The following is an 11684-nucleotide window of genomic DNA, read 5'->3' as shown; positions in this document are numbered from 1 at the left end:
GGTCAGGTCGCCGGCCACGGTGCCGGTGTCGGCGTCGGGCATGCGGTGCTCGACGACCGTGCGGTACGCGTCCATGACCAGTGGGGCCTTCGACTTCCACCAGCGGTAGATGGTGCTCTTGGCGACCTCGGCGCGGGCGGCGACGCGTTCGACGGTGACGGCCTGATAGCCGGACTCCTCGAGGATCTCGACGGTCGCGGTGAGGACGGCCTTGTGGGCGTCCTCATTGCGAATCCGGCCTCCGGTGCGGCGGGTTGGGTTCTCTCCAGTAGGCACCCCGTCACCGTAGCAGCGTACTGTCGCTCAATCGAAACGCTACGACGCGTTTCGATTGAGGGGCCCGTCTAGCGGCGGTAGCGCTGGCTGTCGCCCATCGTGGGCGGCGCGTTGTGCGCGGCGTAGGAGTTGTACGAGGTGCGGTCGCTGTGTGCCTGGAGCCGGCGGTCCTGCTCGATGAGCAGGCCGTCTGCGTTCTCCGTCCGGCCGCTGCCGCGCCGGAGCAGCGTCACGATCAGCAGTGCGGCGATGACGCCGAGCACCCCGAACAGCACGAGAACTGCGCCCATGTCCGATCCCCCTTCGAACCCCCGGGACCTCCCGGCCCCACCGGTCCGGTCACGGTAGCCCGCGAACGATCACCGCGCCAGATCCCGGCCGCCGAGGTCCCGGCGGCAGCGGAGCTCGTCCAGGACGACGCCGTCGTACGTGTCGCTCTGCGCGGCCCCGTCCGGCGCGTAACCCGCGCGGTCGTAGAAGCGGCGGGCCCGGTGGTTGTCGGCGAGGACCCACAGGGTCATGTACGTGAAGCGCGCGGCCGCGGCGCGGGCGTGGACCTCGTCGAGGAGGGCGCGGCCGATCCCGGCCCCGATGCGGTCGGGACGCACGTACAGGGCGTACAGCTCGGCCGCGTCCGGAGCCGCCGTGTCCGGGCCGAAGCACGCCCACCCCACCACCGTTCCGTCCGGGTCCGTCGCGACCAGGTCCGTGGCCGTGCGCCCGGGGTCCGCCAGCCGAGCCCGCTGCCGGGCCGCATCCTCGGCCACCGTCATCCCATCGAGCCAGGACCGCGGCACGATCCCCGTGTAGGCGTGGCGCCAGCCCTCGACCCGCACCCCGGCGACCGCCTCCGCGTCGCCCTGCGTCATCTCCCGTATCCCCACCATGGCGACACCGTACGGGCCGGGCGGCCGACGGGACGGGGCCGGGCTCGGAGGGGAGACTGGAGGCGCAGTTCTGACGTCGCCATCCCGGATGTGAAGCACGTCACACGCCCGTGGCGGGGGTCACAGGAGCCGTGGGGCGGGGGCGGAGTGCGGGCCGCATAGAGTCGGATCCGCACCACCCCCGACCCACACGAGGAGCACCCGTGACCGAGCCGGCGTCCACCGCCCTGCAGCAGGAGATCGCCAAGGAACTCCAGGTGGCCGACACCTTCGACGCGACGGCCGAGATCGAGCGCAGGGTCGCGTTCCTCGCCGAGCGGCTGACGTCGACCGGCCTGCGCTCGCTGGTCCTCGGCATCAGCGGCGGCGTCGACTCGACGACCACGGGCCGACTGTGCCAGCTCGCCGTGGAGCGGGCCCGCGCGGCCGGGCACGACGCTGCGTTCTACGCGATGCGGCTGCCGTACGGCGTCCAGGCGGACGAGCAGGACGCCCAGCTCGCGCTCTCCTTCATCCAGGCCGACCAGGTCCTGACGGTGGACGTGAAGCCGGCCTCCGACGCGGCGCTCGACGCCGCGATCGCGGGCGGGGTCGCCTTCAAGGACGCGCACCACCAGGACTTCGTGCAGGGCAACATCAAGGCCCGGCAGCGGATGATCGCGCAGTACGCGGTGGCGGGCGCGCACGACGGTCTGGTCGTGGGCACCGACCACGCGGCCGAGGCGGTGTCCGGCTTCTTCACGAAGTTCGGCGACGGCGCGGCCGACGTGGTGCCGCTGACGGGGCTGACCAAGCGCCGGGTGCGCGCCGTCGCCGATGCGCTGGGCGCCCCGGCCGAGCTGGTATGGAAGACGCCCACGGCGGACCTCGAGACCCTGGACCCGGGCAAGCCGGACGAGGACGCGCTCGGCGTCACCTACGACGACATCGACGACTTCCTGGAGGGCAAGCCGGTCGGCGAGGCGGCCTTCGCGTCGATCGTGCGCCGCTACCGCCTCACCGAGCACAAGCGTCAGCTGCCGATCGCGCCCTGATCCATCCGCTGTCCGGATCCGCGCTCACCTTCGCGCGTGCAGCGTCCGCGCGACCCGCGGCCCGAGCCAGCGCTTGAACCGGCGCAGCGCGTCGAGCTGCTCGGCGGCCCGGTCCATCCGGTAGTACAGCTGGGGCGGGATGTGCGGCAGCAGCGGGGAGTGCCGCTGGCCGAGGAGCGCGAACATCTGCGGCGGCGCCAGCCGGATGTAGCGCGGGAGGTTCTCGTACCACTGGGCGCTGTAGCGGGCGGCGCTCTGCACGGACAGCAGTGCGGAGCGCCGTTCGTTCTCGTACCGGGCGAGCGCGGCGGGGAGTTCGGGGGTGTCGCGGAGCGCTTCGGCGAGCGCGACGGCGTCCTCCAGGGCGAGGGTGGTGCCGGCGCCGATGGAGTAGTGCGTGGTGTGGGCGGCGTCGCCGAGCAGGACGACGTTGTCGCGGTGCCAGGTCTCGTTGGTCAAGGTGCGGAAGTGGAGCCACTGGACGGCGTCTTCGGTCTGCGCGCGGCCGATCAGGGCGTTCCCGTCGAGGACGTCGGCGAACAGCTTCTCCAGGGCCCCGAGTCCGTCCGCCTCGTTCATCCGGTCGAGGCCGAGTCCGGTCCAGGTGTCCGGGGCGCATTCGACGACGCAGGTGCTGTGCGTGTCGCTGAACCCGTAGGCGTAGCACCAGATCCAGCCGTGCTCGGTCTCGACGAAGGAGAAGGTGAAGGAGTCGAAGACCTTGGTGGTGCCGAGCCAGGTGTAGACGTTGCGGCCGACACCGACGCGGGCGCCGAAGTGGTCGGCGTGCCGTTCGCGCAGCCGGCTGTTGACGCCGTCGGCGGCGACGACGAGGTCGGCGTCGGGCAGGGGGCCGTCCGGGGCGATCTCGTGCTCGAACTCGACGCGTACGCCGAGGGATCGGGCGCGTTCGGTGAGGATGTCGAGCAGCCGGTGCCGGCCGATGCCGAAGCCCTCGTCGCCGTGGTGCGCGGTGGACACCCCGTTGACGTGCGCGATCCCGTCGCTCCAGCGGATCGAGCCGTCGGCGACGGCGCGGGCGGACTCGGGGTCGTGCGCGCGGAGCTTGTCGAGCAGGCCCGCCCAGTACGTCACCCCCCAGCCGTAGGTCGTTCCGGCGGAGTTCCGTTCGTACACGGTGATGTCGTGGGACGGGTCCTGTCGCTTCATCAGGATCGAGAAGTACAGGCCGGCGGGACCGCCGCCGACGCAGGCGACCTTCAAGGGGTGCTCCCGGCAATGACACATGGTGATGGACTGAGAGCGCAGGGTAGCAGTCCGTGCCGGGCGTCGGCGGCGGAGCCGCCCGATGGTCCGGCCGGTCAGCCGTCGAGCAGGCCGAGGAAGCGCTCGACGGCCGTCGCCAACTCCGCCGGGGTCTCCTCGGTCGGGTAGTGGCCCGCGTCCGCGAAGACTTCGAGGCGGGCGTTCGGGTACCACTGGAGCCAGGTGGACTCCATGGTGGCGGCGCCGAGCGCGGGGTCGTGGGCACCCGCGACGAGGAGGACCGGGGTGGGGTTGTCCTTGACCCGCTCGTGGAAGTCGGCGCGCGACCAGGAGTCGAGGTAGGCGCGGAACGCGGTCGGCGAGGAGCGGCCGACGGAGCGGTCCACCATCGCGTCGAGCCAGTCGTCGCCGTGTCGGCCGCCGGTGGTGTTGTCGATGATGGCGCGGCGGCTGCCGTGTTCGGCCGCGGCTCCGGCGAACAGCTCCCAGGTCGCGTCGTCGAGCGGGAACCCGGCCGCGGGCACGGGCGAGACGCCGATGATCGAGCGGATCCGGCCGGGCGCGTCCAGCATCATCAGCTGGGCGGCCTTGCCGCCCATGGAGTGGCCGAGGACGGAGAAGGCGTCCCAGCCCAGGTGGTCGGCGACGGCGAGGGTGTCCTCGGCGATCTCCTCCATGGTGTACGCGCCTTCGGCGTCGATCGCCTCGCCGTAGCCGCGGCAGTCGACGAAGGCGTAGCTGAAGGCGTCCCCGTCGAGATGCCCGCGCAGCGCGTCGAAGCTGGAGCGGTCCCCGAACCAGTTGTGAAGCGCGATCACCCGGACCGGACCCGTGCCGTGCACCTCGTGCGGAAGGATCTGACCTGCCATCAATGCCCCCTGGGGTTCCTGTGGTCGACGCCGACGCCCGAGTTTCCCGGGCTCCCCGCGGCGGGTCAACCGCGCCGGGGAGCGCGCCCGGGGGTATGGACGACCCACCGCACGCCCTCCCCGTCAGGCGCCTCAGGCATCCGTGTGCAGGACGCGGGCGAGAAAGGCGCGGGTGCGTTCGTGGGCGGGGTCGCCGAGCACCTGTGCGGGCGGTCCCTCCTCGACGAGCCGGCCGTCGTCCATGAAGACCACCCGGTCGGCGACGTCGCGGGCGAAGCCCATCTCGTGGGTGACGACCATCATCGTCATGCCCTCGTCGGCGAGGGCGCGCATCACCGCCAGCACGTCGCCGACGAGTTCGGGGTCGAGGGCGCTGGTCGGCTCGTCGAAGAGCATCAGGCCGGGGCCCATCGACAGGGCGCGGGCGATGGCCACCCGCTGCTGCTGGCCGCCCGAGAGCTGGGCTGGGTAGCTGTCGGCGCGGTCGGCGAGGCCGACCTTGGCCAGGTTCTCCCGGGCGACGACGGCCGCCTCCTCCTTTCCCCTGTGCAGCACCCGCCGTTGGGCGATCGTCAGGTTCTCCAGGACGCTGAGGTGCGGGAACAGGTTGAACTGCTGGAAGACCATGCCGATCCGGCGGCGTACGGCGTCGAGGTCGACGTCGGGGTCGGTCATGTCGACGCCGTCGACGCTGACCCTGCCGCCGGTGGGCTCCTCCAGCAGGTTCACGCAGCGCAACAGCGTGGACTTGCCCGACCCGGAGGGCCCGATGACGCACACCACCTCGCCGGGGGCGACGGTGAAGTCGATGCCGCGCAGCACCTCGTGGTCGCCGAAGGACTTGCGCAGGTTCCTGATCTCGATGGCCGCGGTCATGACGCGCCTCACCTCGCCTTCGCGTGCTTGGCTTCGAGGCGGCGCACCACCTGGCCGAGCGGGACGGTCACCAGCAGGTAGCACAGGCCGGCGACGAAGATCGGGGTGGTGTTGGCGGTGGTACTGGCCAAGTCGCGGCCGAACTTGGTGAGTTCGCGCTGCTGGAGGGTCACGCCGAGGAACAGCACCAGCGAGGAGTCCTTGAAGAGCAGGACGAGTTCGTTGGTGAGCGGCGGCACGACGATCCGGAAGGCCTGCGGGATGACGATCGAGCGCATCGCGGTGAACTGCGACATGCCGAGCGACCGGGCCGCCTCCAGCTGGCCGCGCGGCACGGCCTGGATGCCGGCCCGGATGGTCTCCGCCATGTACGCCGCCGACACCAGGCCGAGCGCACAGGCGACCTGCCCGTACGTCTCGCCCGGGAACTGCAGCCCGGGGAAGGCGAGCGGGACGCCGACCCCGACGAAGATGAAGATCAGCAGGGCGGGTAGGCCGCGGAACAGCTCGATGTACACCATGGCGACCCAGCGGTACGGGCCGACCGACGAGAGCCGCATCAGGGCGACGACGAGACCCAGGACGAGCCCGACGGCGAATCCGCTGAGGGTGTAGGCGATGGTGTTGAGCAGGGCGACCGTGATGAGCTCGGGGAACAGCCGGCGCGCGACGTCGGGTTCGAGGAACTGCTCCTGGAGTCGCTGCCAGTCGGCCATGGTCGCCACGGCCGCGAGGGCCGCGGCGAAGACGGCGTACTGGACGGCGCGCACGACGCGGCGCCGGCGGCGGGGCGACATGGTCACGAGGCGTCGGCGCCGTTCGGCATGGGCCCGATCCACTGCTCGTAGACCTTCTTGTACGTGCCGTCCGCCTTGGCGTCCGCGATGGCCTTGTCGATCAGCTTGAGCAGCTCGGGGTTGCCGCCCTTCTTGACGGCGAAGCCGTACTGCTCGCCGGTGTCGAGGTTGCCGACGATCTCGAACTTCGCGGCGTTGGCGGGGTCCTTGAGCCAGTTCTGCACGACCGGGTAGTCCTGCACGATGACGTCGACCTGGCCGGTGCGCAGGCCGTTGAGCTCGGCGTCGGAGCTCTCGAAGGACTGCGGGTCGGCCCCGTGCTCGCGGGCGAAGTCCTCGCCGGTGGTGGAGGACTGGGAGCCGAGCTTGAGCTTCTTCTGGACGATCTCCTCGACGGTGGCCGCCTTGACGCCCTTGCGGGCGAGCAGGGCCTGGGTGGCGTCGAAGTAGGGCACGGAGAAGTCGAGGTTCTTCTTGCGCTCGTCGGTGATCGTCATGCCGGCGGCGGCGACGTCGCAGACGGCCGCGTTGAGGTCGGCGCCGGTCTTGATGGTCTCGAAGGACTTGTCCACGACGACCTGCTTCACGCCGAGGTCGGCGGCGACCAGGTCGATCATCGAGACGTCGAACCCGACGACCTTGCCGTCCTTTTCGGACTGGAAGGGGGCGTACGGGAGATGGGTGCAGGTGGTCAGCTGACCGGACTTGACGAGCTTGGCGCCCTTGACGGTGGCGCCCTCGTCGCCGCTGCCGCAGGCGGTGAGCGACGCGGCCAGGACGAGAGGCAGGGACATGACAGCGAAACGGCGGTAGGACAGGCGGAACGAGCTCATGCATTCCCCTTGTGCTGCGGGCCGGAACGGTGCGGATCGACATCGGTCCGCGCTCACGAATGACGCACAGAATGTCGGAGTCGATCAGGAAACGCCAGGGGGCGTCAGCGATCAGCTGAGGTACCCGAGTCCGGGATGGACCGCGGTGTAGCCGTCCAAGAGCCGGCGGGCGACGCCGACGGAGTCGACGAGCGGGTGGAGCGCGAAGGCCTTGACGGCCGCGGCGCGCGAGCCGCTCTCGGCGGCGGCGATGACCTCGCGCTCGACCGCCTTGACGGAGGTGACGAGCCCGGTGGCGTGGTACGGCAGGGGTTCGGCGGCGAGCGGGTGGGCGCCGTTGGCGTCGACGAGGCAGGGGACCTCGACGACGGCGTCGGCGTCCAGGGCGGAAAGGGTGGTCCGGTTGCGGACGTTGAGGATGAGCGTGGTCCGTTCGTCCCGGGCGACGGCCCGCATCAGGGCCAGTGCGACCTGCTCGTAGCCGCCGGACTCCAGGTCCGCCTCCTCGCGCTCGCCGACGCCGGCGACGTCCCGGTTCTCCGCCATGTAGGTGGCCTCCCGCTCGGCGCGGGTGCGGTCCCAGGTGCGCAGCGCGGGCGCGGCCGGGTCGGCCATCTCCGCGTAGAACCGGGCCTGTTGGTCGCGAAGGAACGCGCCCCGGGTCTGCTCGGCCTCCTGGTAGGCGCGGACGGCCTCGCGGTTGAAGTAGTAGTAGTGCAGGTACTCGTTGGGGATCGCGCCCAGGGAGCGCAGCCAGTCCGCGCCGAACAGCCGCCCCTCCTCGAAGGATTCGAGGAGCTTCGGGTCGGCGAGCAGCCGGGGCAGTTCGTCGCGGCCGTCGACGTGCAGGGCGCGGACCCAGCCGAGGTGGTTGAGGCCGACGTAGTCGATCCGGGCGCGCCCCGGGTCCGCGCCGAGAACCCGGGCGATCCGGCGGCCGAGGCCGACGGGCGAGTCGCAGATGCCGATGACGCGGTCCCCGAGGTGCCGGGACATGGCCTCGGTCACCAGTCCGGCAGGGTTGGTGAAGTTGATGACCCAGGCGTCGGGCGCGTGCCGGGCGATCCGGCGGGCGATGTCCGTGGCGACGGGCAGGGTCCGCAGTCCGTACGCGATGCCTCCGGCGCCGACGGTCTCCTGCCCGAGGACGCCCTCGTCGAGCGCGACGCGTTCGTCGGCCGCGCGGCCCTCCAGGCCGCCGACGCGGATGGCGGAGAAGACGAAGTCGGCACCGCGCAGGGCGTCGTCGAGGTCGGCGGTGACGCGGACCTCGGGGGCGTCGGGGACGCCCGCGGCCTGTTCGGCGAGGACCCGCGCGACGGCGGCGAGCCGGCCGGGGTCGACGTCGTGCAGCGTGACGTGCGTGACGCGGCCCTCGCGCCGGTCGCCGAGGAGGGCGCCGTACACGAGCGGGACGCGGAAGCCGCCCCCGCCGAGGATGGTCAGGGTCACCCGGTGTCGTCGTTCGGCAAGCACACCGTGCACCCTACTGGGCGGCCCCCGGGCCACGCCGTAAGCCGGACACGCCGAGGGGGCGGGCGCGGTGTTGGACGGCGCGAAGGGCGGGCGCGGAGCCTAGGCTGAGTACATGCGGATCACTCCTGCCGAACGCCGCGAGCTGCTCGGACACCGTCATCTGCTGGCGCCCGGGGACCGGGCCGGGCTGGTAGAGGACGTGGCCGAGACGCTGGTGGGGCTGCACGCCACCGACGCCGCCAGCGTGGTGCTGTCCGCGCGGGCACGAGTGCGCGAGCCCTCGCCGGCGGACGTGGACCGGGCGCTGTACGAGGACCGGACGCTGCTGCGCATGCACTGCATGCGGCGCACGCTGTTCGTCGTCCCGACGGATCTGGTGCCGGTCTTCCACCACTCCACGTCGGAGGCGATCGCGAAGCGGGAGCGCGCGGTGCTGCTCAAGCACCTGGCGGCGACCGGGCCGGCACGCAATGAGCGGTGGCTGAACGCTGCCGAGACGGCCGCGCTGGCCGCCCTGACCCGGCTGGGCGAGGCCGGGGCGGTCGAGCTGACGGCCGAGGTGCCCGCGCTCCAGGAGACGATCGTGCTGTCGCCGGGCAAGCCGTACCAGGCGACGCAGCGGGTGGGCGGCTGGGTGCTGCGGCTGTTGGCGATGGAGGGGCGGATCCGGCGCGGCCGGCCGCTGGGCGGCTGGACGTCGAACCAGTTCCGCTACTCGGTGGCCCCGGAGATGCCGCCGATGGATCCGGCGGAGGCGCGGGCGGAGCTGGTCCGAAGATGGCTCGCGTGCTACGGCCCCGGCACGGCCGAGGACATCGCGTGGTGGACGGGCTGGCCGAACGGCCAGGTGCGCGAGGCGCTGGGGCGGATCGGCCCGGTCGAGGTCGAACTGGCGGAGGGGACGGGGCTGGTCCTCGCGTGCGCCCGGCTCGGCGAGGAGCTCGCTGCGGCCGGGGGTTCGAAGCAGCCGTGGATCGCGTTCCTGCCCGGTCTGGACCCGGCGACGATGGGCTGGAAGCATCGCGACTGGTACGTCGACCCGGCGCACCGGAAGCTCCTGTACGACAGCGCGGGCAACGGCGGCCCCACGGTGTGGTGGAACGGCGAGATCGTGGGCGCGTGGGCGCAGCGCGCCGACGGGGAGATCGCGTGGCGGCTGCTGACCGACCGCGGCGCGGAGGCCCGGGCGGCGGTGGAGGCGGAGGCGGCGGCGCTGCAGGACTGGCTGGCGCACTACCGGATGACGACCCGGTTCCCGGCTCCGCTCACCAAGGAGCTGACGGCCTGACAGGTCGCGGGGTTGCGTTGGTCTGATACTTCGTCATGTCGCTGCGGCCGCATGACATTTGTCATCGGATTTCCGGGCACAAGATCGTTCCCAGGGTGGACGCCCGGGTGCGGGCGGCGCGGTGAGGATGGGTCGGGTAGGCCACCTCCCACGAGAACAGGACCTGTTCCCCATGCGCCTGACCCCTTCGAGCACCACTGGCGGACGGACGTCCCGTCATGGCCGTGCCCGCCTCGCCGCCGTCGCCGCGGTCACCCTCGCCTCTCTGTCCCTCGGGACGCTCCCCGCCCAGGCGGCCGGCCCCGACGCCCGGGCCGGTTCCGCCACCGCCGTCGCCGTGGCCCAGTCCGCCCCACTGGACCGGGCCGGCCTGCGGACCGCCCTCGACGCCTTCCACAAGGCGGGCATGTACGGGGCGCACACGGTCGTCCGGGACGGCTCCGCGCGCTGGCGCGGCGCGACCGGGTTCGCGGACATCGACACCAAGCAGCCGATGCGCCCCGACATGGAGCACCGGATCGGCAGCATCACCAAGACCTTCACGGCGGTCGCCGTGCTCCAGCAGTCCGCCCGCGGCCGGATCGACCTGGACGCGCCGATAGGCCGCTACCTCCCGGAGCTGGTGCCGGGCGAGCGCGGCCAGAAGGTGACGGTGCGGATGCTGCTGAACCACACCAGCGGCATCGGCGACTACGTGCTGCCCGCGTTCCCCGGCATCCTGCAGGACCCCGGCAAGTCCCTGGACGCCAACCGGCTCCGGCACATCGAGCCGGAGGAGCTGGTCCGGCTCGGCCTCGCCGCGCCGTCCGCGCAGCCGATGGGCAAGCACGCCTACTCCAACACCAACTACGTCCTCGCCGGGCTGCTCCTGGAGAAGGTGACGGGCCGGGACGCGGAGGCGTACATAACCCGCAACGTCATACGCCGGGCCGGGCTGAAGCACACCTACTTCCCGGCCTCGGCCCGGCTTTCGGGGCCGCACCCGAAGATGTACGAGTCGTTCTTCGGTCTGATCGAGCCCGCCAAGGACTACAGCGAGTACGACATGTCGTGGGCCGGCACGGCAGGGGCGATGGTGTCGACGCCGTCCGACCTCGCCACGTTCTACCGGCTGCTGCTGGGCGGCAAACTCCTCGGCGCGGCACAGCTGAAGGAGATGAAGACCACCGTGCCCGCGTACGAGACCGAGCCGGGCGAGGAGGCGCGCATGCGGTACGGGCTCGGCCTGTACACGCTGCAGCTGCCGAGCGGCGGCTGGTACTGGGGCCACGACGGCGCGGTCTTCGGTGCGGGCACCTGGGCGCTGTCCACGGAGGACGGCCGCAAGCAGGTGGCGATCGCCTACAACCTGATGAAGTACCAGCGCTTCGACGAGGAGGGGAAGCCGAAGCCGGACCCGGTCACCGACGCGCTCGTCGCATACGTGGACGGGGCGCTGGCCGCGCCGGGCAAGGCCGCCCGCAAGAGCGCGTCTGCCGCCGCGAAGGCTCCGGCGGTGCCGTTCGCGCACCCGCTGGTCGCGCCGGAGCAGCTGGACCTCCGGGCCGCCGCCGTCCGATAGGCGCCGGTCGGCGCCCTCAGTCGGCGAAGCGGGTCACGTTGGTGATGTTGCAGGTGATGGGGCCGTCGACCTGGGTGAGGCTCTGTGCCCGCTCCTTCGCCACCTGGTCGGGGGCGAGGTTGTCCACGGTGGTCGCCGCCTCGGCGACGCGGGTTCCGGAGCTCGTCACGAACTCGACGCTGATGACGTAGTCGCTGGTCTTGCTGCTGTGGTTGGTGACGGTCAGGTCGGCGCGCGGCCACCGGCTGTCGCCGGCGACCTCGCAGGCGGTGATCTCGACGTCACGGGCGACGCCTTTGCCCGGCGGCAGCTTCACCGTCCTGTCGACGGCCACGATCGCGATGATGACGCCGACGACCGTGAGGATCGCGAGGCCGCCGAGGATCAGGGCGACGATGAGGCAGGTGTTCCTCCGCTTCGGCGGAGGCGGCGGCGCGCCCCAGGAGGACGGGCCCGGCGGCCCGGGCGGCGGTCCCTCCGGCGGCCGGGGTCCCCAGCCGGGAGGGGGCGGAGTCGTCGGCATGCGAGACCTCCCCTGCCGTACGGCGGCGACGCGGGCG

The 11684-nt window shown here is 72.1% G+C and carries 13 protein-coding genes; 3 read left to right on the top strand and 10 right to left on the bottom strand.

Annotated elements, in window-relative coordinates:
- From VIU94_RS02955 to VIU94_RS02945, 3 genes are all read right to left on the bottom strand, one after another.
- A partial coding sequence (locus VIU94_RS02955) for a TetR/AcrR family transcriptional regulator (protein ID WP_331907181.1) occupies window positions 1–276 on the bottom strand: 276 nt, incomplete at its 3' end.
- A gap of 68 nt (window positions 277–344) precedes the next feature.
- Window positions 345–566, bottom strand: coding sequence for a hypothetical protein (locus VIU94_RS02950; protein WP_331907179.1), 222 nt, complete (start codon window positions 564–566; stop codon window positions 345–347).
- Between the two features lie 69 nt (window positions 567–635).
- Complete coding sequence (locus VIU94_RS02945; protein WP_331907177.1) at window positions 636–1163, bottom strand: GNAT family N-acetyltransferase; 528 nt, start codon at window positions 1161–1163, stop codon at window positions 636–638.
- Window positions 1164–1366: 203 nt separating this feature from the next.
- On the opposite strand from VIU94_RS02945, the gene nadE reads away from it, so the two are divergent.
- On the top strand, window positions 1367–2197 hold the full coding sequence (gene nadE / locus VIU94_RS02940) for an NAD(+) synthase (RefSeq protein ID WP_331907175.1): 831 nt from the start codon (window positions 1367–1369) through the stop codon (window positions 2195–2197).
- A 24-nt stretch (window positions 2198–2221) separates the two neighbouring features.
- Here nadE and VIU94_RS02935 read toward each other — a convergent pair whose 3' ends face one another.
- The 6 genes from VIU94_RS02935 to VIU94_RS02910 all read right to left on the bottom strand — a co-directional run bounded on the left by VIU94_RS02935 (window position 2222) and on the right by VIU94_RS02910 (window position 8251).
- Entirely contained in the window at window positions 2222–3421 is a 1200-nt protein-coding gene (locus tag VIU94_RS02935) for an FAD-dependent monooxygenase (protein WP_331907173.1), read from the bottom strand.
- Between the two features lie 98 nt (window positions 3422–3519).
- Window positions 3520–4293 (bottom strand): alpha/beta fold hydrolase, encoded by a 774-nt coding sequence (locus VIU94_RS02930; protein WP_331907171.1) that lies wholly within the window; start codon window positions 4291–4293, stop codon window positions 3520–3522.
- A 132-nt stretch (window positions 4294–4425) separates the two neighbouring features.
- Window positions 4426–5169, bottom strand: coding sequence for an amino acid ABC transporter ATP-binding protein (locus VIU94_RS02925; RefSeq protein WP_331907169.1), 744 nt, complete (start codon window positions 5167–5169; stop codon window positions 4426–4428).
- An 8-nt stretch (window positions 5170–5177) separates the two neighbouring features.
- A complete protein-coding gene (locus VIU94_RS02920; RefSeq protein ID WP_331907185.1) occupies window positions 5178–5966 on the bottom strand; it encodes an amino acid ABC transporter permease in 789 nt (262 codons plus the stop codon).
- A gap of 2 nt (window positions 5967–5968) precedes the next feature.
- Complete coding sequence (locus VIU94_RS02915) at window positions 5969–6799, bottom strand: ABC transporter substrate-binding protein (protein WP_331907167.1); 831 nt, start codon at window positions 6797–6799, stop codon at window positions 5969–5971.
- Between the two features lie 111 nt (window positions 6800–6910).
- Entirely contained in the window at window positions 6911–8251 is a 1341-nt protein-coding gene (locus VIU94_RS02910) for a 6-phospho-beta-glucosidase (protein WP_331907183.1), read from the bottom strand.
- Window positions 8252–8387: 136 nt separating this feature from the next.
- On the opposite strand from VIU94_RS02910, the gene VIU94_RS02905 reads away from it, so the two are divergent.
- On the top strand, window positions 8388–9563 hold the full coding sequence (locus tag VIU94_RS02905; RefSeq protein ID WP_331907165.1) for a winged helix DNA-binding domain-containing protein: 1176 nt from the start codon (window positions 8388–8390) through the stop codon (window positions 9561–9563).
- A 172-nt stretch (window positions 9564–9735) separates the two neighbouring features.
- Window positions 9736–11124 carry a serine hydrolase domain-containing protein gene (locus VIU94_RS02900; RefSeq protein ID WP_331907163.1) on the top strand — a complete coding sequence of 463 codons (1389 nt, stop codon included), beginning with the start codon at window positions 9736–9738 and terminating at the stop codon, window positions 11122–11124.
- A gap of 16 nt (window positions 11125–11140) precedes the next feature.
- On the opposite strand, the gene VIU94_RS02895 is transcribed toward VIU94_RS02900, so the two are convergent.
- Window positions 11141–11684 (bottom strand): hypothetical protein (locus VIU94_RS02895; protein WP_331907161.1); only part of this gene is annotated, 544 nt, incomplete at its 5' end.

The sequence above is a fragment of the Streptomyces sp. genome, from assembly GCF_036566765.1.
Lineage (GTDB): Bacteria > Actinomycetota > Actinomycetes > Streptomycetales > Streptomycetaceae > Streptomyces.
This window is presented reverse-complemented; position numbering and strand designations above follow the sequence as displayed.

What these genes read in the sequence shown, in the direction of transcription:
- VIU94_RS02945 (WP_331907177.1), bottom strand. Translation starts at nt 1,163, where the DNA reads ATGGTGGGGATACGGGAGATGACGCAGGGCGACGCGGAGGCGGTCGCC.
- VIU94_RS02930 (WP_331907171.1), bottom strand. Translation starts at nt 4,293, where the DNA reads ATGGCAGGTCAGATCCTTCCGCACGAGGTGCACGGCACGGGTCCGGTC.
- VIU94_RS02925 (WP_331907169.1), bottom strand. Translation starts at nt 5,169, where the DNA reads ATGACCGCGGCCATCGAGATCAGGAACCTGCGCAAGTCCTTCGGCGAC.
- VIU94_RS02905 (WP_331907165.1), top strand. Translation starts at nt 8,388, where the DNA reads ATGCGGATCACTCCTGCCGAACGCCGCGAGCTGCTCGGACACCGTCAT.
- VIU94_RS02920 (WP_331907185.1), bottom strand. Translation starts at nt 5,966, where the DNA reads ATGTCGCCCCGCCGCCGGCGCCGCGTCGTGCGCGCCGTCCAGTACGCC.
- VIU94_RS02915 (WP_331907167.1), bottom strand. Translation starts at nt 6,799, where the DNA reads ATGAGCTCGTTCCGCCTGTCCTACCGCCGTTTCGCTGTCATGTCCCTG.
- VIU94_RS02950 (WP_331907179.1), bottom strand. Translation starts at nt 566, where the DNA reads ATGGGCGCAGTTCTCGTGCTGTTCGGGGTGCTCGGCGTCATCGCCGCA.
- VIU94_RS02900 (WP_331907163.1), top strand. Translation starts at nt 9,736, where the DNA reads ATGCGCCTGACCCCTTCGAGCACCACTGGCGGACGGACGTCCCGTCAT.